The sequence below is a fragment of the Streptomyces sp. NPDC048637 genome, from assembly GCF_040650675.1.
Taxonomy (GTDB): Bacteria; Actinomycetota; Actinomycetes; order Streptomycetales; family Streptomycetaceae; genus Streptomyces.
The window spans coordinates 363668-384660 of the sequence record NZ_JBEZHQ010000001.1 but is presented as its reverse complement, the minus strand read 5'-3'; the positions used below and the strand labels follow the sequence as shown (position 1 = coordinate 384660).

General features: G+C 69.8%; 19 protein-coding genes. 4 read left to right on the top strand and 15 right to left on the bottom strand.

The genetic code is table 11. The features are described 5' to 3' along the window. Window positions 1-218 precede the first annotated feature (218 nt). From AB0C46_RS01880 to AB0C46_RS01855, 6 genes are all read right to left on the bottom strand, one after another. Window positions 219-932 carry a serine hydrolase domain-containing protein gene (locus AB0C46_RS01880; protein ID WP_362824901.1) on the bottom strand — a complete coding sequence of 238 codons (714 nt, stop codon included), beginning with the start codon at window positions 930-932 and terminating at the stop codon, window positions 219-221. A gap of 373 nt (window positions 933-1305) precedes the next feature. Then, on the bottom strand, window positions 1306-1749 hold the full coding sequence (locus AB0C46_RS01875) for a hypothetical protein (RefSeq protein WP_362824899.1): 444 nt from the start codon (window positions 1747-1749) through the stop codon (window positions 1306-1308). A gap of 255 nt (window positions 1750-2004) precedes the next feature. Beyond that, entirely contained in the window at window positions 2005-2352 is a 348-nt protein-coding gene (locus tag AB0C46_RS01870; RefSeq protein WP_362824897.1) for an SgcJ/EcaC family oxidoreductase, read from the bottom strand. 214 nt (window positions 2353-2566) lie between these two features. Beyond that, window positions 2567-3805 carry a lipase gene (locus AB0C46_RS01865; protein ID WP_362824895.1) on the bottom strand — a complete coding sequence of 413 codons (1239 nt, stop codon included), beginning with the start codon at window positions 3803-3805 and terminating at the stop codon, window positions 2567-2569. Between the two features lie 277 nt (window positions 3806-4082). Beyond that, the gene (locus AB0C46_RS01860) at window positions 4083-4640 is read right to left on the bottom strand and encodes an XRE family transcriptional regulator (RefSeq protein ID WP_362824893.1); all 558 of its coding nucleotides are present in this window, start codon (window positions 4638-4640) and stop codon (window positions 4083-4085) included. Window positions 4641-4649: 9 nt separating this feature from the next. Then, window positions 4650-7064 carry a helix-turn-helix domain-containing protein gene (locus AB0C46_RS01855; RefSeq protein WP_362824891.1) on the bottom strand — a complete coding sequence of 805 codons (2415 nt, stop codon included), beginning with the start codon at window positions 7062-7064 and terminating at the stop codon, window positions 4650-4652. 329 nt (window positions 7065-7393) lie between these two features. Between AB0C46_RS01855 and AB0C46_RS01850 the strand changes: the two genes are divergently transcribed. Continuing rightward, complete coding sequence (locus tag AB0C46_RS01850) at window positions 7394-8023, top strand: dihydrofolate reductase family protein (RefSeq protein WP_362824890.1); 630 nt, start codon at window positions 7394-7396, stop codon at window positions 8021-8023. A 362-nt stretch (window positions 8024-8385) separates the two neighbouring features. Continuing rightward, window positions 8386-9657: an erythromycin esterase family protein gene (locus tag AB0C46_RS01845; RefSeq protein ID WP_362824888.1), complete on the top strand. Its 1272-nt coding sequence runs from the start codon at window positions 8386-8388 to the stop codon at window positions 9655-9657. A 375-nt stretch (window positions 9658-10032) separates the two neighbouring features. Here AB0C46_RS01845 and AB0C46_RS01840 read toward each other — a convergent pair whose 3' ends face one another. Further along, entirely contained in the window at window positions 10033-10641 is a 609-nt protein-coding gene (locus AB0C46_RS01840; protein ID WP_362824887.1) for a hypothetical protein, read from the bottom strand. 575 nt (window positions 10642-11216) lie between these two features. Between AB0C46_RS01840 and AB0C46_RS01835 the strand changes: the two genes are divergently transcribed. Further along, a complete protein-coding gene (locus tag AB0C46_RS01835; protein WP_362824886.1) occupies window positions 11217-12287 on the top strand; it encodes an alcohol dehydrogenase catalytic domain-containing protein in 1071 nt (356 codons plus the stop codon). A 47-nt stretch (window positions 12288-12334) separates the two neighbouring features. On the opposite strand, the gene AB0C46_RS01830 is transcribed toward AB0C46_RS01835, so the two are convergent. Next, window positions 12335-12550: a hypothetical protein gene (locus AB0C46_RS01830; RefSeq protein ID WP_362825186.1), complete on the bottom strand. Its 216-nt coding sequence runs from the start codon at window positions 12548-12550 to the stop codon at window positions 12335-12337. Here AB0C46_RS01830 and AB0C46_RS01825 point away from each other — a divergent pair. After that, complete coding sequence (locus tag AB0C46_RS01825) at window positions 12449-13207, top strand: phosphotransferase (protein ID WP_362825166.1); 759 nt, start codon at window positions 12449-12451, stop codon at window positions 13205-13207. The two genes, AB0C46_RS01830 and AB0C46_RS01825, sit on opposite strands and share 102 nt — an antisense overlap. A 27-nt stretch (window positions 13208-13234) precedes the next feature. Here the strand turns inward: AB0C46_RS01825 and AB0C46_RS01820 are convergent, their stop codons facing one another. From AB0C46_RS01820 to AB0C46_RS01790, 7 genes are all read right to left on the bottom strand, one after another. Further along, entirely contained in the window at window positions 13235-13810 is a 576-nt protein-coding gene (locus AB0C46_RS01820; protein ID WP_362824885.1) for a hypothetical protein, read from the bottom strand. A gap of 331 nt (window positions 13811-14141) precedes the next feature. Beyond that, window positions 14142-15329, bottom strand: a complete 1188-nt coding sequence (locus AB0C46_RS01815; protein WP_362824884.1) for a M6 family metalloprotease domain-containing protein — start codon at window positions 15327-15329, stop codon at window positions 14142-14144. Between the two features lie 55 nt (window positions 15330-15384). Further along, a complete protein-coding gene (locus AB0C46_RS01810; RefSeq protein WP_362824883.1) occupies window positions 15385-16650 on the bottom strand; it encodes an alpha/beta fold hydrolase in 1266 nt (421 codons plus the stop codon). Between the two features lie 238 nt (window positions 16651-16888). After that, window positions 16889-17575, bottom strand: coding sequence for a GntR family transcriptional regulator (locus tag AB0C46_RS01805; RefSeq protein WP_362824882.1), 687 nt, complete (start codon window positions 17573-17575; stop codon window positions 16889-16891). Between the two features lie 47 nt (window positions 17576-17622). Continuing rightward, window positions 17623-19005, bottom strand: a complete 1383-nt coding sequence (locus AB0C46_RS01800; RefSeq protein WP_362824881.1) for an aldehyde dehydrogenase family protein — start codon at window positions 19003-19005, stop codon at window positions 17623-17625. After that, on the bottom strand, window positions 19002-20006 hold the full coding sequence (locus AB0C46_RS01795; RefSeq protein WP_362825165.1) for a proline racemase family protein: 1005 nt from the start codon (window positions 20004-20006) through the stop codon (window positions 19002-19004). Before AB0C46_RS01795 ends, AB0C46_RS01800 begins: the two co-directional genes overlap by 4 nt. Before the next feature lie 31 nt (window positions 20007-20037). After that, window positions 20038-20946 carry a dihydrodipicolinate synthase family protein gene (locus AB0C46_RS01790; RefSeq protein ID WP_362824879.1) on the bottom strand — a complete coding sequence of 303 codons (909 nt, stop codon included), beginning with the start codon at window positions 20944-20946 and terminating at the stop codon, window positions 20038-20040. Window positions 20947-20993: the final 47 nt, after the last annotated feature.

The window sequence follows — 20993 nt, the reverse complement described above, 5'->3', positions numbered from 1 at the left end:
CCCGGCTATCGACCCGCACCGAGGTCCGCAGGAGGCACGGGTCCTGCACGTGCAGGTTCCATGCTCCTTGTGTGTCAGCATGCCTGGCCACGGTCATCAGTGCCTGCCTCCCCGGGTAGGCAGACGCCTGCTCCGTGAGATCGATGCCGGAGGCCCGCCACCACGGCTGGGCCGTCGCCGCCAACCCCGGCGCTTGGACGGGTCAACTCATCGCTAGGTCACTCGGCGTGGCACAAAGCGGTGGAGAGTACCTTCATCGCGGCTGTCGCCGCTTTGTCAGGGATGGTCAGACCGGTGTTGACGGACAGGGTGACCTGCCGCTTCCCGTCCGCCGAGGTGAAGCTGAAAGTCTGGTATCCGACGACCTCTCCCGTGTGACCGACGACCGGCCCGTCGGACGGGCATATGTTGCCGGTGCTCTCCAGCCCCAGGCCGTAAAAGCGCTTGGGCCGCTCGGGGTTCATGGGGCGCATATCGCGCATCTCCTTCATCAGACGGGGCGGCAGCAGGTGGCCGTCGAAGAGCGCCTTGTAGAAGGTGTTCAGGTCGTGCGTGGTGGAGATGAGTGTCCCGGCGGCCCAGTAGGCGGCGGGGCTGAATTCGGTGAGGTCGGTGGGCGCGGCGCCCGGTCCCCTGCCGTCGAGCCACTCGTAGCCGTGCAGTTGCGCACCCGTGAGGCGTGGAGTGGTCGGGAAGGAAGTGGCCTTCAGGTGCAGGGGCTGCACGATGCGATGGCCGATCTCGTGTCCGAGCGACTGCCCGGTGACATGCTCGACGAGCAGCCCGAGGACGACGTAGTTGGTGTTGGAGTACTCCCAGGCCGTGCCTGGGGCGGGCCGGTTCTGCATGTCGGCGACGAGCGCGATGAGTTGGCGCGGGGTGTACGTGGCCTTCTGCGCGTCCCGTAACGGATCAGGCTTCTTCAGCAGCACGTCGGTGTAGTGGAGCGGCTGGAGTTGGCTTCAGCGTAGGCCGATGGGAGCGTACCGAGGATCATGAACAGGGATGAGCGGTGGGCTTCGCTTCCCGTAGTGGGGACCCTGACGTTCGCCGGGGCCATGGCGGAACTTGCAGGTCGGGGATCAGGTTCTGACACCCCGAACGCGAACGAGTGAGCATCCGACGACTTCCAGACGACCGGACACAAATGTCTGTCGGAGTTCATCCGGCAGCCAGTGGTCTGCTGACTCGCTGGGGTGCCATGTCGTCTGAGAACGCCGGCCCATGGTGTTCCCAAACGACATGGACTTCACGGAATTCACGTTCGCCGCGCCGCCGCTTGGGGCATCCGCGTAGCGCGAATCCTCACTTCAGGTCGTACTTGCACATCCTGTCAGACTTGCCACCCTTGTTGTCCGCGACCTTCTTCCCGTCGACTGTGATGACGCAGTCCGCCGCGCGCAGTGTGCCATCGGCCTTGTACACGGAGCCGGGGACGACGGAGACCGTTGTGCCGATCCTCTTCTCGGCGTCGGTCGTCAAGGTGACGGTCGAGGTCTTCTTCCAGGGAAGCTTCACCTTCTCAAACTTGTTGGTGTTGAGGTTGTAGTACACCTGTGACGTGCCGTGGCCAAGAACTTCGAGGGTGACCTCGTGCTTGACCTCACCGCCCCCGCTGTCCGGCTTCGGCTTCGGCTTCACGCTCGCGTTCGCAGACTTGTCGGCCGTCGGCGGGCCGTCGCCGCTGCCGCAACCGGTCAGTAGAGCCGCAGTCAGGACCAGAGCCGTCCCATTGATGATCTTGCGCATACTTCCCCCCTTGCAGATGAGTAAGTGATCCTAGTTCTGCGTACCGCTGCCGTGCGTACCAGGTCTGGCCTGCCGACCACATGGGCGTGGTCATGAAGCGCGGAGGGGGCATGAGAGTGTCCTGCCGCAGCGCATCTGTCAGACGACGAGCTTTCGGCCTGCGGAGTCACCATGTGGGCTGAGAACGCTGATAGATCGGGTTTTCAACCGGCATGGCATGCGCGGAAATCGCGCTCCGATCGGCACAGTGGCCGCTCAGCGGACCGGTGTCGTCTGGGCCAGGGCGATGCGCCAGTCGTCGCCCTGGCGGGTCAAGACGTAGGTCATGGCACCGACCAGAGGCAGCTCGGACGAGCCCTCAGCCTCGGACCGTTCGTCGTGGACGGTCTCGGTGCGGCTGACGATAGCGACGTCTGGGGTGGTGAACCGGATGTCGTCGGCCTCCAGCGAGGTCCGGATGTCCTTGAGGGGGGAAGAGAGCGCTTCGGCCATGGCCGAAGTGAAGGTCTCACGCCCGAAGAGGCGCCGTCCAAAACAAAGCTGAGAATCCGACAGCCTCAGTGCGACAGGGCAACAAAAAGTCGCCTCGCCCCGGCCCGACACCCGGCCAGTGACCACTGGCCTGCCCAGATGACAACTCTTGTGCTCCGACTCAATCGGTGTGCCGGAGCATGCTGGTTGTCACCAACGAGAGCGGTCGATCTGCCGTTCTGCCAGCGGCGAGACGCGGTGGTTGGCACCCGGGCAGCGCGCTGCTTGTCACCATCGGCTCGGACAGGCACGGCAGTTGTCGAGGGCTGCGGCTCCCACGTTCGAGTCACCGCTGGCGCAACTCACCGAACCAGCGCACGATTGCCGACGTGGCCACGACATTGGACCCCAGGTGACGGGATCCGTGGTAGTCGAGAGCACCGAGATCGACGACCGGGGCGTCCACGCCGTTCCTGAGCAGAGCCTTCTGGCAGTGCTCGGTGTTGGCGGTGCCGGCCTGCTCGTCCCCGGTGGCCATGTAGAGCCGGACCAGGGCACGGGGGGTCCAGTCGGTGCATACGGCATCGGTGGTGCGCAGCGCCGCCGCCAGCGGCCCCGTCGGGTGCGCGAGCAGCTCGCGGCCGTGCTCGGTCAGCAGCTTGTCCACAGTGCCTGGGGTGCCTCGCATCAGCTGCTCCCCTGTGTGGGCGCCGTCGAAGAGCGCCTCGACAGTGCTGTCGTACGGGGCTCGGAAGACCTCGCCAGGACGGTCGTAGATGCGGTGGAGCCGGTTGAACGCCACCAAGGTGTACGCCACGTACAGCACACTGGACTTGGGTTCCAGCCTGCCCTCAAGCAACGCGGTCAACTCCGCGCCACCGAAGTCGTACACGCCGCTGACCGGTGCCAGCGCGCCCAGCCTGAACCAACGGTCCTCACCCGCCTCCAGAGCCCGGCCGAGCCCCAGCGCCGCCGAGGCGCCCTGCGAGAAGCCGGTGACCATGACCTTGCGCTCCAGCGCATGTCCGGTGCGTGACGCGAAGGCGCGGGCCGCCCGCAGCATGTCCAGGGATGCCGTGGTCTCGGAGCCGATGTCCATCCAGGGATGCAAACCGGGCCCCTTGCCCAACCCCAGATAGTCGGGCGCGACCGCCGCGGCACCGGCCGACGCGTGAGCGATCACCGGCGCGGACACGAACGCGCCGCGCCGCATGGACGGGGAATCGTCCTTGTGACTGCCCGTGCCATGCGCGAAGGAGACCGCCTGCAACCGTTTCTCGCTGCTGAGCGGCAGCACGAACAGCCCGCTCGCCGTGGTGGGCCGTCCGTGCGGATCGATGGTTCGGTAGACCAGTCGGTATGCGACCACGCCGTGCTGAACGGTGTCGCCCGGGAAACCGGCCGCGCCCAGCTCGGCGGCCACGGCCTGCGGGGTCGCGAGCGTGTACAGCTTCTCGGCGGAGACCAGCGTGCCCCGGCCACGCTCCTTGTGCTGTACCTGCGCCTGGGCGTGGGCGGCGGGCGCAGTGGCGGCGGTGGCAACGGCCGGCCCGCTCAGCAGCAGGCCGCAGCAGAGGGCTGCCACGTGCACACGGAGGCCGACGCGGTACGGGGTTGCGCTGCGCGCCGATGGTAAGGCGGAGATGGCCACAAGTTCCCCCAAGTGAGTCTCGGAAAAGGCCAGTTCAGCGTCACGTGTGGCGACCTTTGACGCACTGGTGCAGGCCCCCGGGTCCTCCTGGTACCTGCCCCCGTTCGCGCTACCGCGTGAAGACGGCCGTCACCGGGGAGGCGGCGGAGGCTCCCGGCGGTCGGGCCTCTGTCACTTAGGGCCTGTCCTATGGGTCAGGGTCGGATAGGCCCTAGAAGTCCAGCTCCACATAGTCGATGTCGGTGAACTCGACCAGGAGGCCGTCGGCGCGGCGGCCGCTGTCCTTGAAGTAGATCTCCTGTAGGCCCTCGGCGGCGATGTTCTGCAGCTGCTGCTCGGTGGCGCCGGTGGCCCGGGCGTCGAAGAGCCGGGCGGCGTAGGCGGGTGGGAGGTGCTGGGTGATCAGCCGGATCCGCCCGTCGTCCGTCGATCCAGGTGCGGCGGTGAAGCCGAACCGGGCCCGGGTTTCGATGGTGATTCCGTCGGTCTGTGCGGCGCGACGCTCGGCCTTCTCGCGCACCCTGGGCTGCCAGCGGCGGCGGACCTCACGCTCCATACGCGCGGCGAGGTCCTTGCGGGGCCGCTTGATCTGGGCCTTGACGTAGCGCTCCACCGTGCGCTGGCTGATGCCCAGGAGCTGCGCGACGGCCTTGGTGGAGCCCCTGTGCTGCTTGACCAGGAACCGCATCTGCGCACCGGCCGACTTCGGGATCGGCCGGGTGGCGGTGGCGGCTGCGGCCTTCTCCAGGCTGTCGCCGAGGATGCCCATGTCGGTCTCCTATTCTCCGTCGAGTGCGGCGTCGGTGCCCTTGATGTGCCGGGCGGGGTTGTGGCCTTCGTCGAGCATCTGCACGGCCCACAACAGCTCCTGGGTGCCCTCGTGCTTGACCATGCCGGGCGAGACACCCAGCCGGAAGCTGCCGGGGGCCGGCTTGCCGTCGGTGGTGTGCGGCAGGAAGTCCAGCGGGCTGGGACCGTCGGAGAGGTAGACGGCGCAGTCGGACAGCAGGGCGATGGGGAGGAGCGCGTCCTGGCTGAGCATCAGGTTCCCGGCCGGAGCCGGGGCCTGCTGGGTGGCCAGCGCCGTCTTGAGGATCTTGCGGTGCATGTTGACGCGGGCCGCGGAGATCACGGCGGCGCGGATGTCGGGCCGCCAGGTCGAGCGCTCCAGCGCCGGCCACCGTTCGCCGTACTGGTGCTTGACGCTCTTCGGACGCTCGCGGAGCTTGCCGATGCCGCCCTTGACCGTGGACTTGATCGCGGACAGTACCGCGGCGAGCGCCGGGTCCTCCTGCTGGTGGCGGGCCATGGCTTCCAGGAAGTCGGCCTCCGACAGGTCGGAGGTGACGCCGAGGTCGGCCATTGTCGCCTTGTACGCCTCGCTGATGCGCTTGTACCAGGGGTCCAGGTACGGGCCGGAGTCGGTGCGGATCCATGCCTCCAGCGGCCGGACGCGGGCCGGCAGGCGGTAGCTGTCGATGAGTTCCTGGGCGTAGGCGACGGTGGGCGTGGCGTACCAGGCCGGGCCCTCGGGCCGGGTGCCGTGCGGGGTGAACGGCGAAGGCAGGCGCGGGTCGAGTTCGATGCCGGACAGGTCCACCAGCCACGAGCCCGGCGTCTTCTTGTCGAAGGCCGGCGCCCTGACGTGGACCGGCGCCGAGAGGCCGACGACCAGGCGGTTGGCGGCGGCGAGGAAGGCGGTGTTGACGTCGATGCCGACGGCGTGGACGCGGGTGCACTCGGCGTCGGTGAGCAGCTGCGGGTCGCGGATCCACTCATACGCTTCCTCGTCCAGGACCTCGGACGGGGTGCGCTGGTGGGCACGGGGGTGGAGGGCGGCGGCGACCGGGTGCTCGTCCGGGGCCTCCACCGGAGCCGGGTCGGCCGGGTCGGTCAGCGAACCGGGCATCGGGCCGGATACCCAGCTGCCGGTCTTCTCGTCCTTGACCGCGCGGGTCGGTGGGCGCAGTGCGGTCATCGCTTCCAGGCCGGAGACGGCGGTCGAGCCGCGCGGGGTGATGACACGGGAGGCATAGGTGCCGAGCACACGGGCGATGTCGGCGGGCTCCAGCTGGTCGGTGCTCCCCCACGAGCGGGCATCGAGCGCCTCCCAGGGCAGGACCGCGAGCTGTACGCACTGGCGCCGGCCGCCCTCGGCGGGCCGGTAGATGCGGGCCCAGGGCCCGAACCCGCGCTTGGTCAGCTGCCACTTCGCGCGGGCGAGCTGCTTGACGACCTTGTGGTCCTCCGGCAGCCGCAGCCCCCGCCGGTCCTCCAACCGCTCCGGAAGACCGAAGCGTTGGGCGGCCGCGGCGGTGAGCACGATCAGCGGGTCGGCGTCCTTGCCCGACGGGTGCAGCCGGGACGCGCCCAACTGCCCCTCCGACAAGGTCCAGTCGACCAGCGACGGGACCGTCTTGGCGGGGCAGTCCAGCACCAGTCCGCCGACGCAGTACAGCGAGCCGTCGCCGTCGAGCACGCCGAGCGGCCCGTGCGCGAACCGCTCGGCGACAGCGACCGGCGCCGGGGCGCGCTTGTGGGTGGCCTTCTTCGCGGCCAGGCGCCGCGACGTCGACGGCCCGGTGCTCACCGAACGGGCCGCCCGGGCCTTCGCCGTGGCCGGGACGGACCGGTTCGTGGACTCCGGAGCAGTCATGACGTCCGGATCGGCGACCATGACGTCCGGATCGGCGACCATGACGTCGGGATCGGCGACCGTGGCGTCGGGCTCAGCGACCACGACGTTGGGCTCGGCGACCTGGCCGGTGGACGCATTCCCCGCTTCCGGGGCAGCGGGCACGGCCTCCGGTTCTGGTGCGGTAGACGCGCCGGTAGGCACGCCGGTGGATGCGCCGGCGGATGCGCCCGTGGGCGTGCCGGTGGACGCGACGGTGGACCCGGCCGGCGCCTCAGTCGGCGCCGGGTCGCTCGCGCCGGGAGCGGGGAAGCGGGCGGCGAGGCCTTCCAGGAGCCGGGCGTAGGCGGCGCGCTTCGGCGGCCGCGGCTCGGTCCGGCCGGACTCCCAGTTGCCCACTGCCTCGCGCCGCGCGTTGAGCGCGGTGGCGATCTGGGCCTGACTCAGCCCTGCCGCCTCCCGCAGCCTCTTGCGCTCAGCCGGGCCCGGCAGGTCATCCTGGGCAACCTGCTCCAGCAGCGCATCGACCGCGCTGAACAGCTCGTTCTCATGGGACACAGAGCCCACCTCCAAGAGAACCCTACCTCCACCACCCGTTGGATCGCTCCATTGATCGCACCTCAATCGCACAAGTCGCGGTCCGGTGCGGCACGCTCCCCAGCGCCGGCGTAGCCATCCTTTCCGGCGTAGCCGTCCTTTCCGCGGGTCTGGGGTGCTACCGGTCCGAAGGGATCAGACTTCGCTCAGCCTCGGTCAACGTGGCGAGGCGCCGGACACTGGTCTCGGAGTGGGCGCAAGACCCGCCGGTCGCGCGTCGGGCGATGAATTCTCGCCGGGCCGGGAGTCAATACGGGTGCAGGCAGTCTCCGCACCCGAAAGGCAGCACCATGAGCAAACTGATCGTCACCGCGTTCGTCACCCTGGACGGCGTCATGCAGGCACCCGGCGGCCCGAGCGAGGACGTCGACGAAGGCTTTGAGCACGGCGGCTGGCAGGTCCCGTACGTCGACGACGACTTCCTGAGCCTCATGACGGGGGTCTTCGAGCGGACCGCCGACCATCTCCTGCTCGGCCGGAAGACCTACGACATCTTCGCCGCCCACTGGCCGCGCGTCACCGACGAGAACGACCCGATCGCCGTGAAGCTCAACGCCATGCCCAAGTACGTCGCCTCCCGCACCCGCGACAGCCTGGAGTGGCACAACTCCCATCTCCTGAAGGGTGAGGCCGCAGAGTCCGTCGCACGGCTCAAGGAGCAGGTCGACGGCGTGATCATGACGCAGGGCAGCGGCGACCTCATCCACACCCTGCAACAGCACGACCTCGTCGACGAGTACCGGCTGCTCGTCAACCCGTTGATCCTCGGCACCGGAAAGCGGCTCTTCGGCGAGGGCGCCACCCCGTCCGCCTGGTCGCTCACCGAATCCCGCGCCACCAGCGTGGGTGTGCAGTACTGCGTCTACGAACGCGCCGGGAAGCCCGAGTACGGATCCTTCGCGCTGGACGAGCAGGAGTGAGGACGCCCGACACGTGCCTCACCGCGGCCGCCGCACGGCCGGTGGAGCTTGGGCGCTGCGCGGCCGGGCTCGCCGTGCCGCTCGCGCGGCGGCGCGGTCGCCTCTTGCGGCTGCGCCGGATTATTCGCGTGCGCGTGTACGGCACCGCTGCTAGCTTTCGATCATGGCAATAGTCAGCAATTTCCTCTGACGGGGATTCGTCGGCAGACCCGGCGCGCCGTCGGCCCAGCGGCCCGGCGCCCCGATTGCGTCTGCGCATCGTCACGTCACTGCGTCCGCCGTGTGCGGACGAGCGCTGTGTCCTGAAACCCCGAGCCGAGAAATGAGCTCCCCCTGTGCCTGTTCAGCATTCTTCTCAAGGCGTGCTTGCCGACTGGTTCCGCGAGCACTCCACCACCCTGACCACCCTTGACCCGCAGCAGCCCCTCGACGACCTCGAAGCGCTCAGGGAGATCATCGGCGAGAGCCGCGTGGTCGCGATCGGTGAGGGCGCCCACTTCGTCGAAGAGTTCTCCCGTGCGCGCCAGCGGGTGCTGCGCTTTCTCGCCGAGCGCTGCGGATTCACTGTCTTCGCCTTCGAGTTCGGCTTCAGCGAAGCCTTCCCGCTCGACCGGTGGCTGCAGGGCGAAGGAGAGGACGGCGACCTGGCGAAGGTGAGCCGGGCCGCCGCCGAGTGGGGCGCCGCGGATCTCATGCAGTGGCTGCGCCACCACAACCGCACCAGCGGGCATCCGTTGCGCTTCGCCGGCATCGACGTTCCGGAAGCCGGCGGGGCGCTACGGCCCGCCCTGGAGCCGGTCGCCGACTACCTGCGCGAGGTCGACCCCGACGCGCTCCGCCTCGTCGATACGGTCCTGGAGGTCAGCGACCGGTTCCTCAAGGGCTGCGGCTCCGGCGCTGCGGCCGGGCCTGCGTGGGCCGGCCTGCCAGCCGCCGAGCAGAACGAGCTGACGGCCTCACTGGCGCGGCTGTTGCTGCGGCTGCGCGCCGCCGAACCGCTCTATGTCTCCCGCAGCAGCCAACGCCACTTCGACATCGCCAGGCGCAGGGTGGAAGCGGCCTGCCACACCGACTACATGTTCCAGGCGATGAACGCCCTGCTGTCCGGCCGGGGCCTGACAGCGGACCTGTCGGTCCGGGAGATCTACATGGCCGAATCGGTGCGCTGGCACCTGGATCACTCCGAACCGGGGACCCGGATCGTCCTCGCCGCACACAACAGCCACATCCACAAAACGACACTTGAGTTTGCCGGCGGCCTCACCGCACTGACCATGGGCCAGCACCTGCAGAGAATGCTGGGCGAGGACTACCGCACGGTGGCCTTCGTCCACACCGCCGACCATGTGCCGGAGATGTACCCCGACCAGAGCGCCGCGGTCGGCTTCACCCTCGCCGAAGCGCACCTTCAGCCTGCCGAGCCCGGCAGCGTCGAGGCCGCCCTCACCGACGCCGGCCTCGCCGACCGGATCACGTTGACCGACCTGCGCAACGCACCGCGCGACGAGCAGGGGGCACCGCTGCTCGACAAGATCCGGAGCCAGAGCTCCACTCTGAGCACCCCGGTCCCTGAGGCGTTCGACGCGGTGCTCGCCGTCCCGACGGTCACCCGGGACCACACCGTGCACTTCTGATCGCGGCGAACCCGGCAGGCGGGGCCACAGCGTTCGGATGTGGTCAGGCCCGGTCGGCGGGTGGGGTCGCTCCTCCCTCACGGGGCGGCCCCGCGCCCTCCACGAGAACGGCCCCGCACGACCGCTGCTACCTGCAGCACTTCACGTGGTTGAGGTTGCCGGGGCAGCCCCACTTCAGGGGCCACCCCCAGCCCGGCCGCAGCTTTCGGCACTGCGGTCCGCATGACGGTCGATGACCGCCTTGACGTGGTACGTGCGTGCCGCCTTGACGTGCTATGTGCGCGAACAAGGGTTACGGACCTTGAGTACGTCCGTGAAGCCGTTCGTCTTCGGCGGGCACCGGCCCTCCGAAGACGAGAACGGTTCGATGGAGTGTCAGATGGGGAGTCCGATCAGCCCCCATCGGCGTCGTTGGGCCTCACCGACCACTTCGGCCCAGCCGGAGAGCAGCTCGGTGAACTCCTCGAAGTCCGCGATCCACCGCCCTGGGCGTGCCGCGTGGCGTGCGTACGGTTCACGCAGTTGCGGCAGGGTGAGGGCGGCCTCCTGCCAGCAGCGGTTCAGACGGACCACGGTCCGGGGTCCGCGGGCGATAAGGGGGCCCGACCGCCACAGGCCGTCCTCGGAGGGGAAGACACCGGCGTCCACGTGCTCGGCGTCGCTGTCGACCTCAGGACCCGGCCAGAACAGACCGTTCAGGAAGTCGTCCAGCGCCGTCCGCAGCGTGGTCCCGGCGGCGCCACGGACGTCCTCCCACGCCTGTCCGGCCCAGAAGTGCGGCTTGTACGAACCGAGCGTGCCGCCGAACTCGTACCGGCCCAGCCAGGACCGGTCCGGCTCGGCAGGCCACACCCACCCCGCGTCGACCTCATCGCTTTCGTCGTCCGCGTACGCCGACTCCTGCAACACCTTGAGCCGGTCGTCCGGCGCGATCTCCATGAGGTGCGCCCAGTCGACGACCAGAACCGTGATGTCCATGCCCATCCGAGGAGGCTAGGGCCTGTCCGACCCTGACCCATCGGACAGGCCCTAGCCCGCCGCGATCAAGCCGCGGCGGCACCCCGCATCAAGGGGCCACGGCGGGCCATCACATCGCCCTGCCCGGAGTGGCTCAGGGCCCGCCAGCCGGCCGGGCGCTGACGGACATGGCAGCTCACGGTGCCGGACCGCACTGCACGGGCGCGCCGTGTCGGCCGAACGGGCGGAAGATGACGCGACGACCATCGCCCGGCCTCCTCTGTGGGAAGGGCGATGGCATGAGCCACTCGCACGACTCGGACGCGGGGCACACCGGTGCCCTCGGTCTCCTCGCCGGCGTGACCTGGCAGGTCCTGTCGAGCAGGTCATGGTGACCGCCGAAACCACCGCGATCGCACAGGGCGCCCGCTCGCGCCTGGCCCGGTGAGGCGCCGTCGGCTGCGTGTCCGCCGACGGAGCGGCGAGCACGGCATCGATCGCCCCGAGGCGGCCGAAGGTGCCTGGGCCGACTGACGACCTCCCGTACTCCCGCAACTCCCGCAACTCCCGCAACTCCCGCATCGAACGGCAGGTAATCGAAGGTGAGAGCTTTTGTTCTCCGGAAGGTCGGCGAGGTCGGCGTCATCGAGAAGCCGGTCCCCGAACCCGGCCCCAATGACGTGGTCGTGCGCACCACCGCGGCCTTGGTGTGCACCACCGATGTGCACGTCATGAGGGGCGTGATTCCGGTCGCTCCGGATGTGACGCTGGGACATGAGGCGGTCGGTGTCGTCCACGCGCTCGGCTCGGCCGTCGAGGGGCTGGTCGAAGGTCAGCGCGTCGCGGCTGCCGGGATCACGCCCTGCTTTCAGTGCGATTCCTGCCAGCGCGGCTTCTCCTCGCAGTGCCACGGGCAGATGCTGGGCGGTGCCAGATTCACCAACCAGCGCGACGGGACCCTGGCCCAGTACTTTCTCGTCAACAACGCCCAGGCCAACCTCGCGCCGATTCCCGCTCAGCTCTCCGATCACCAGGCGCTGTACGCCACCGACATGCTCTCCACCGGGTTCGTCGCCGCCGAACACGCGGAACTCGAACTGGGCGAGACCGTCGCGATCTTCGCGCAGGGCGCAGTGGGACTGTCGGCGACGATCGGCTGCCGGCTGCTCGGCGCCGGCCTCATCATCGCCGTCGAGTCGGTTCCCGCTCGGCAGGACCTCGCCCGTCGCTTCGGCGCGGATCTGATCGTCGACCACACACGGTGCGATCCGGTCGAGCGGATCCTGGAGCTGACGGACGGTCAGGGAGTCGACGCAGCCATCGAGGCACTCGGCGCCCCCCAGACCTGGGAAGCGGCCTTCCGGGTCACGAAGCCCGGAGGGCGCATTTCCAACGTCGGGTACCACGGCGAGGTACGAGAGCCCCTGAAGATCCCCCTGGAGCCGTTCGGTTACGGCATGTCCGACAAGCAGGTGTACGGCGGGTTCAACCGCGGAGGCCGCGGGTGGCTTCGGCGGATCTTCCGGTTGATGGAAACGGGGAAGGTCGACCCCACGCCGATGACCACGCACGAATTCGGCTTCGACGAGATCGAAGAGGCCTTCCGGATGATGGCATCGAAGGAGGGCGGCATCATCAAGCCTCTGATTCACTTCGGCGCGGACCGTGCGTAGCCGTGGCCGGTGCTGCCAGTTGGAACCATCTGCGCTCACAGCTCGGATCATCTGAGCTTGCTGTACCAGGTCCGGCTCTTGACTTGGTTGCCGTAATGGAGGTGATCGTGGCTGGGGTGGTCGGCCAGACTGGGTCTGTGCAGCGCGAGGAAGAGCAGCCGTTGACCGGTGGGAACGTCAGCAGTGGTGTCGTCCGCGTCGGGGACACCGTCCGCCGCCCCGTCGGGCCGTGGACCCCTGCGGTGCACGCGCTGCTCACGCATCTGCACGAGGTAGGTTTCCGAGCCGCTCCTCGCCCCCTTGGCATCGACGATCGGGGCCGTGAGGTGCTGACCTTCGTGCCGGGCCACGTGGTCTGGCCCGATCGGTTCTCCCTGCTGGAGCCCCCTGCGCAGTTGGCCCGCGTGGCACGTCTGATCAGGGACTTCCACGATGCCGTGCAGGGCTTCACCCCACCGCCCGACCCGCACTGGCAGGTGCTCATCCCCGCCGAGGGAGACGAGATCATCGCCCACCAGGACCTGGCTCCATGGAACCTCGTGGTCGGCGACGGGGACGAATGGGCCTTCATCGACTGGGACACGGCCGCCCCGGGGTCCCGGCTGTGGGATGTCGCGTATGCCCTGCATGGCTTCCTTCCTCTGTCGGCGCATCCCGACCGGCGGCGCACCGATGCCGGCGACCGGCTGCGGATCTTCGCCGACGCCTACGGCCTCGACGAGGCCGAGCGGCGTCAGCTGGTCCCCCTGCTGGGGCGCCGCACACGCGCCATGCATGACTTCCTGCGCGACCAGACCACTCTGGGCAACCAGCCCTGGGCGACCCTCTGGGCGGAAGGCCACGGCGACATCTGGCGAAGCGACGCCGCATATATCGAGCAGCGTGAAGAACAATGGGCGAGTGCCCTGTTCGGCAGTTGAAAGCGGGGGGCGTCGTCGTGGTCAGCATCAGCCCAACGGAGGCTCGAAGGTGATGCCCAGGTGCTGGCGGAGACCTGCACGCTGCTCGCTTGTGGCCAGGACCATGATGTCGTCGCCGAGTTCTGAGGCTTCCCGCTCGACGCAGCGGAAGTCCCGGGAGTCGTCATGGGGGCTGAGCTCTTCGATGGCTTGCTGCGCTGCTCCCATGTCGAGGTAGTCGTTAGACTCCTGCTCGATGATGAAGGAGAGCGGTTCGCCGTTGCATGTGAAGTGCATCCTCCCCCGGCCGCAGTCTTCGTCGTCCGGGTCATACTTCTCGAAGCGGTAGTCGGAGACGGTGACTTTGCCGCCGGTGAGGGCTGCGGCCTCGCTCAGGAGCCAATCGTAGTGCTCGTCAGCGACGTCGACGTCGTCGGCGTGGATCGCAACAGCCACGCCGAAGCATTCAAGGGCACTGGCGATGTCGTGGCGTCGCTCCATCGGCTCGGTCGCGTATGTGGCGGCCTCGTCCAGGACGCTTCGGGCCTTCTCTTTGGTGATCATGCCGAGGTCGGTGAGGACTTCGGCTATCCGCACATAGGAAATCGATTGGATGTTCGCCATATGGGCATCCTTCCAGCCGGCCGCGGGGAGTGTGGAGCGTGGCCCAGGGCCTTTACCGCTCGTTCACATGTGGAACTGACCAGAGGGCACTCGTTCACGAAGCACCCTGACCGGAGCCGGTCTTGGCCGAGCCCGGAGCCGTCACGAAGTCGTCACGGAGTCATCACGGATTCGCGCGCCGTAGGTGCAGAATTACCTGCGCACTCCAGCCGTTGATGAGGTGCCCGCAGTTCTCGATGAGGGGGCAGAGTGCTGACCCGGCGCCGTCCCTGACGAATTCAGCTCCAGGCTCGTCCCGGGGGCCCGGCGCTGAGCCGGCTGCCCCTTACGGTCACCGCTTGCTCAGTCGCACCGTGTCCCCTGACGCGTCGCCCGCGAGGACATCGATGCGGGCTCCGGTGTCCGGGTCGGTGAAGGACTGGCCGGGCGCGTAGGCGGCCAGGTCCAGCTGGGTGCAGCCGGCGGGCGGAGGGGTGGCCGGGTGGGCGTTGATGATCCTCACCGGACCCGCACCGGTCAGGGTGGCGGAATCGACCTTGTAGAGGAGGACGCCGGTGGAGCAGGCGCCCCGGTCATGGCCCTCGGCGCGGCGGGATTCGGCGACATACGCCGTGGTCTCGCCGGTGCGCAGTACGGCGATCTTGGTCCCGTCGGGGCGCTCCACCGGGGACAGCCGTACCGTACGGCGGCCGGTTTCCGGCAGGCAGGCGACCTGGTGGTCGCGGGTCCAGCCGAGCTTCCACGAGTGCCAGCCGAGGTACTGCGGGGCGGGTCCTGCGATGTTGCCCATGACGTCCCAGCCGCCGGCGTACTGGTGGGTGGAGCCGGTGAAGGAGTACAGGTCAGGGAGGCCGAAGGTGTGACCGGTCTCGTGGGCGGCGACCTTGTGTCCCCAGCGCCAGATGTCCTGCCCGAAGGTGACGGCCCACTTGATGCGGCGGCCGTCGGCGGTGACGCCGGGGGTGGCCGGGTCGTAGAGGTAGGTCGGGGAGAAGGTGATCGCGGCCGCCCCCTTCGTGGGGACGACGTAGACCATGTCGTACCGGGAAAGGTCCGCGTAGGGGTCGGCGGCGGTGATCGCATCGCGCAGGTACTTCTCGTGGGCCTCGAAGGTGAGGCCGCGCGCGAACCCGTACGAGGTCGAGTCCGCGGGCATCCTGATCCAGCGGTGCAGTGAGCTGAGGGCGAGCCGGGAGCGGCCGTAGCTGGCTCGGCTCATCCATTCGGCGGCCGGGGCGAGGTGGGTGGCGTACGCGTCCGTGGAGTCGGTGGCCGGGGCGTCGGGGAAGTCCACGAACAGGGTCAGGACGTGGTGGGTGCCGCTGGAGGGCCGGAACCGGGTGCCGTCGGTGTGGTGGCCTTCGTCGGTCCAGCCGGTCTTGCCGGGGAGCGCGCAATCGGCGGCAGCGGAGGGCGAGTTGGGCTTGTCGGCGGCGGTCGAGGTGGCCGGGGTGGCGAGACAGGTGACGAGGGCGAAGGCCGCGGCGAGGGGCCGCAGACGGGTCGGCAGGGCGGACATGGCTCTCCCATCGGGGCAGTGGCAGGAGGAGGAAGCGGCATGCGGTCAGGAGGTGTTACGCGCGGCCTGCGGCCAGGTCCATCAGGCGGGCCAGCACCCGGCCACCGGAGGCGGTGACCCCGTCGTGCTCCCACTCATTGGTGACCCAGACGCGGGTGGCGCCGACCTCGCGCGCGGTGCGCAGGGAGAGTCCGGCGTCGACGTACATGTCGTCGTGGTAGACGATCGCGGCGAGCGGGACCTGGTTGGCGGCGAGGCGTCGGGGGTCGTACAGCGGCGGCCAGTCGGCGCGTGCGGCCAGCAGGTCGGCGGCGTCCGCGAAGGGCCGCAGGCCGGTGATCTCGCGGAACATCCAGGGGTAGATCATTTCTCCGGTGAGGAGGAGGGGGTCCGCCGCCTCGGTGAAGGCGGCGAAGCCGTCGAGTGCCCGGGAGGCTGCCCAGCCGGTCGGGCCGGCGCCCTGCCCGTAGAGCGTCTCCTGCATCACGGCGTACAGCGGGTTGTCGGTGAATCCGGTCAGGTTCCGCACCTGATGGAGGAAGGTGTCGGTCAACTCGCCGTCGGCGTCCAGGGATTCATCGAGCAGCCAGTGGAGCCGTTCGAAGCCGTCGCCCATGCCGAGGACGAGGCCGAGGGTGCGCAGCCGGCGGGTGGTGAGCCGGTCCCCGTCGGGCAGCCGGACCTCGGTGGTCGCGAGCAGGCCGGCGATCTTGCGGAGGCGGGAGGCGTCGTCCGGGTAGCGGGCGTAGAAGTCGAGGACGCGGTCCCGCACCCGCGGATAGGTACGGGCGTAGACCTCGTCGGCGGTGGCGGTGAGACCGGGCAGACCACCGGTCACGTAGCAGGCCCGCAGGCCCTCGGGTGCCCGGGAGAGGTAGGTGAGGGTGAGGAAGCCGCCGTAGCTCTGGCCGAGAGTCTCCCAGGGTTCGTCCGCGCAGAGTTGCCGGCGGATCAGTTCGGCGTCGGCAACTATCGAGTCGGCGCGGAAGTGGCCCAGATAGGCGGCGAGTTGGGCGGGGGAAGCGAAGCGGGCGGCGGCTCGGGCGGTGACCGGGGTGGACCGGCCGGTGCCGCGCTGGTCGAGCAGGAGCACCCGGTGGGTCGTGAGCGCCTGGTCCAGCCAGCCGGGTGAGCCGGCTGACGGGCGGGGGGACTTACCGCCCGGACCACCTTGCAGATACAGCAGCCAGGGCAGCCGCTCACCCGCACGGGCCGGGTCGACGACCTCGCGGGCGAAGACCTGTATGTCCTCCCCGTGGGGAGCGGAGTGGTCCAGGGGGACGGTGAAGACGTGATCGACGGTGGTGTAGGCGGGGTTCATGGGTCCCTTTCCCAGCCCGAGGGCTAGATGAAGTGTGACATTGCATGGATCGGCAGATGCGGCCGACCACCGGCGGGAGCCCTACCCCCGCCGACTGTCCGCGGGGAGTCCGCCTCCCGGCCGGCTGCCCGCGGGAAGCCCACCTCTCAGCCCACCGCCGGCGGAAAGCCCTCCGCTCCGCGTTACTTCACATGAGGGAGGGCGGTCCCGCCTCAGTAGGATGCGCCTCGGCCGGCCGCTACTTGCCGGATTTCGCCGCGGCCCCGCTCTTGGCCCAGAGCGAGCGCACATGGCCCAGGTGCTTGGCCATGCACTTCTCGGCGCCCTTCGCATTGCCCGCCAGCATCAGGTCGAGGAGTTCGAGATGTTCCTCCGCCGACGGGATCAGCTCGCCCCGCTCGTCCAGGGCGGTGAGCCCGTACAGGCGCGAGCGCTTGCGGAGCTCACCGACGGTCTCGACGAGGCGGTCGTTGCCGCTGAGTCCGAGCAGTTCGAGGTGGAACTGCCGGTCGGCCTCCAGGTAGCCGATGAGGTCGTGGTCGCGCGCGGCGCGCACGATCTCCTCGGCGACCGGCCGCAGTGCCTCCAGTTCCTCGCGGGCGGCGGAGCGGGTGATCCGGCCGACCATGGGGATCTCGATGAGCGCGCGGATCTCGGTGTACTGGTCGAGGTCGTGCTCGTTGACTTCGGTGACCCGGAAGCCCTTGTTGCGGACGGGCTCGACCAGGCCCTCGCGAGCCAGGTCGAGCATCGCCTCGCGCACGGGCGTGGCCGAGATTCCGAAGTCCTCGGCCAGGACCGGCGCCGAGTAGACCTCTCCCGGCCGCAGCTCACCGGAGATCAGGGCGGCTCGCAGGGCGTGGGCGACCTGGTCGCGCAGCCGCTCCCGGGTGGCGTTGAGATCGCGGTGCTTCAGGTGCCCCATAACGGTGGTGATCCCTTCCTGCCGAAGCGGATCACCAGCATACAATTTCACATTGTTCTCGCAGGTGACAGGGTGTACGTACGGCTGGAGGTGTAGAACTCCAGGGCGGCGCGGCCCTGTTCCCGCCCTCCGTGGCCGGAATCCTTGGTGCCGCCGAACGGCAGATGGAAGTCGACTCCGGTGGACGGGGCGTTGACCCTGATCATTCCGGTGTCGAGCTGGTCGAGCCCGTGCAGCACCGGGTCCAGGCCCGCCGAGTGGACCGAGGTGACCAGGCCGTACGGGACCGAGTTGGTGATCCGGACCGCGTGGGCCAGGTCGTCGGCGGGCAGCAGCGCCGCGACCGGCCCGAAGACCTCCTCGCGCAGCAGCTGGTGGCCCGGCGGCACCTTCTCGACCAGGGTCGGGGCCGCATACCAGCCGGGAAGCGCGGGCGCGGTGCCGCCCGCGAGGACCGAGAGCCCCTCCCGGGCCCGGCCGACCTGATCACGCGCGTGCTCGCTGATGAGGGGCCCGCACACGGTGGAGGGGTCGGCCGGGTCACCGACCGCCACCGCGCGCAGGGCTTCCGGGAGCGCCTCCCGCAGAGGTTCGAGGGCCGCGCCCACCGCGATCACGCGGCTGGTGGCGGTGCACTTCTGGCCCGCGTATCCGGCGATCGCGGCGGCGATATGGAGCGCGGCCTGCTCGATGTCCGCGTCCGGGAGGACCAGAGCCGCGTTCAGGCCACCCATCTCGGCCTGGACCGGGATGCCCCGGGCCGTGGCGGCATGCACGACCGCCCGGCCGACGGCCGTCGAGCCGGTGAAGGAGACGACATCGGCGACGGAGACAAGTGCGTTGCCCTCGGTCGCTCCGCCGGGCAGCACGGTGAACACCCCGGCCGGCAGGGCCTGCTCGACGAGGGAGGCGAGGCGCCGGGCGCAGGCCGTCGCCTCGGGCGCGGGCTTGAGGACCACCGCGTTGCCCGCGGCGAGCGCCGGGGCCGCCTTCCAGCTCGGAATGGCGAACGGGAAGTTCCAGGGGGTGATGAGGCCGGCGACACCGTACGGACGGCGGCGGGTCAGCAGCAGCCCCGGGCCGACGGCGGTTTCGTGCACGGCGCCGAGGGGTTCGTAGGGGGCCTGGGCGTAGTAGCGCCAGATCGCGACGGTCCTGGCGACCTCGGCGCGCGCCTCGGTGAGCGGCTTGCCCACCTCGCGTACGGCGAGCGCGGCCAGTTCGTCCGCGGCGGCCTCGATGGCGGCGGCGACCGCGCCCAGGGCGGCCGACCGGGCGGCGGCACCGCCGGCCGGCCAGCCGGGCCGGGCCGCGCGGGCCCGCTCGACGGCGTCCACCGCGGCGAAGGCTCCGGGGGCCGGAACCGACACCAGCACATCGGACGGGTCGGCCGGATTGCGGGAGGTGACGGAAGAGACGGCGGTGGTCACAGGAGGAAGCCTCCGGGGAAGGGGTCGTCCGGGTCGAGGAAGTACTGGGCGGTGCCGGTGATCCAGGCGCGGCCGGTGACGGTCGGGACCACGGCGGGCAGTCCGCCGACCTCCGTCTCGGCGACGAGCCGGCCGGTGAAGCGGGTGCCGATGAAGGACTCGTTGACGAAGTCACGGTCCAGGGGCAGTTCACCGCGGGCGTGCAGCTGCGCCATCCGTGCCGAGGTGCCGGTGCCACAGGGCGAGCGGTCGAACCAGCCGGGGTGGATCGCCATCGCATGCCGCGAGTGGTGGGCGTCCGAGCCGGGAGCTGCCAGATAGACATGCTTGACCCCGGCGATCTCCGGCTGCTCGGGGTGGACCGGCCGGTCCGGCGACGCGTTGATCGCCGCCATGACGGCGAGTCCGGCGGCCAGCAGGTCGTCCTTGCGGGCCCGGTCGAACGGCAGCCCCAGCGCGTCGAGTTCGACGAAGGCGTAGAAGTTGCCGCCGAAGGCGAGGTCGTAGGTGACCCTCCCGTACCCGGGCACCTCCACCGTGCGGTCCAGGCCGGCGCAGAAGGCGGGCACATTGGTGAGGGTGACCGACGTCGCCACACCGTCCGCCACGTGCACGTCGACGGCGACCAGACCGGCCGGGGTGTCGAGCCGCACCGGGGTGACCGGCCCGGTCACCGGCACCATGCCCGACTCGACGAGGACGGTGGCGACCCCGATGGTGCCGTGCCCGCACATCGGCAGCAGACCGGAGACCTCGATGTAGAGGACTCCGTAGTCGGCGTCGGCGCGGGTGGGCGGCTGGAGGATGGCGCCGCTCATGGCGGAGTGCCCGCGCGGCTCGTACATCAGGAGCGTCCTGAGATGGTCGAGGTGCTCGATGAAGTGGAGCCTGCGCTCGGCCATGGTGGCGCCGGGGATCACACCGATGCCACCCGTGATCACGCGCGTGGGCATGCCCTCGGTGTGCGAATCGACGGCGTGGAAGACATGACGCGTACGCACCATGAGTCCTTTCGAAGCAGCACGGATGCGGTCAGTGGTGTCCGGCGGCCAGGGCCTTCTCGGTGGCGGCCCGGACTTCGGCCTCGGTCGCCCCCGTGAGCGGGGAGCGCGGCGGGCGGGCGGGGCCACCGCGGCGGCCGACGAGGTCCATGGACAGCTTGATGCACTGGACGAACTCTGTCTTCGAATCCCAGCGCAGCAGCGCGTGCAGGGACTTGTAGAGCGGCAGGGCGGTGTCCAGGTCACCGGCGACGGCGGCGTGGTACAGCTCGGCGCAGGTGGCGGGGAAGGCGTTGGGGTATCCGGCGATCCAGCCGACCGCACCGGCCACGGCGAGTTCGAGCAGGACGTCGTCCGCGCCGATCAGCAGGTCGAGTTCCGGGGCGAGTTCGGCGATCTCGTAGGCGCGCCGTACATCGCCGGAGAATTCCTTGACCGCGACGATGCTGCCGTCCTGGTGCAGCCGGGCCAGGAGTCCGGGGGTCAGATCCACCTTGGTGTCGAGGGGGTTGTTGTACGCGACGACCGGCACCCCTGCCGTGGCGACCTCGGCGTAGTGGGCACGGACGGCCCGTTCGTCGGCGCGGTAGGCGTTCGGGGGCAGCAGGAGGACCGAGCCGCAGCCCGCTTCGCCCGCCTGCTCCGCCCAGCGCCGGGCCTCGGCGCTGCCGTAGGCGGCGACGCCGGGCATGACCCGCGCGCCGTCGCCCGCCGCTTCGACCGCGGTCCGCACCACGCGGGCCCGCTCCTCGTCGGTGAGGGTCTGGTACTCACCGAGCGAGCCGTTCGGTACGACACCGTCGCAGCCCTGCTCGATCAGCCACCGGACGTGCTGGGCGTAGGCGTCGTGGTCGACGGACAGATCGTCGCGCAGGGGCAGAGCCGTGGCGACCATGATGCCGCGCCAGGGGCGGTTGCTGTTCCAGGTGATGGCGGTCATGCCAGTGAACCCTTCTGTGGCGTGTGACATTTTATTGGGTGCTGTGC

Coding starts and splice junctions, on each gene's coding strand:
- AB0C46_RS01875 (WP_362824899.1), bottom strand. CDS start 1,749: ATGCGCAAGATCATCAATGGGACGGCTCTGGTCCTGACTGCGGCTCTA.
- AB0C46_RS01860 (WP_362824893.1), bottom strand. CDS start 4,640: ATGGGCATCCTCGGCGACAGCCTGGAGAAGGCCGCAGCCGCCACCGCC.
- AB0C46_RS01790 (WP_362824879.1), bottom strand. CDS start 20,946: ATGACCGCCATCACCTGGAACAGCAACCGCCCCTGGCGCGGCATCATG.
- AB0C46_RS01810 (WP_362824883.1), bottom strand. CDS start 16,650: ATGAACCCCGCCTACACCACCGTCGATCACGTCTTCACCGTCCCCCTG.
- AB0C46_RS01815 (WP_362824884.1), bottom strand. CDS start 15,329: ATGTCCGCCCTGCCGACCCGTCTGCGGCCCCTCGCCGCGGCCTTCGCC.
- AB0C46_RS01805 (WP_362824882.1), bottom strand. CDS start 17,575: ATGGGGCACCTGAAGCACCGCGATCTCAACGCCACCCGGGAGCGGCTG.
- AB0C46_RS01840 (WP_362824887.1), bottom strand. CDS start 10,641: ATGGGCATGGACATCACGGTTCTGGTCGTCGACTGGGCGCACCTCATG.
- AB0C46_RS01820 (WP_362824885.1), bottom strand. CDS start 13,810: ATGGCGAACATCCAATCGATTTCCTATGTGCGGATAGCCGAAGTCCTC.
- AB0C46_RS01830 (WP_362825186.1), bottom strand. CDS start 12,550: ATGCGTGAGCAGCGCGTGCACCGCAGGGGTCCACGGCCCGACGGGGCG.
- AB0C46_RS01850 (WP_362824890.1), top strand. CDS start 7,394: ATGAGCAAACTGATCGTCACCGCGTTCGTCACCCTGGACGGCGTCATG.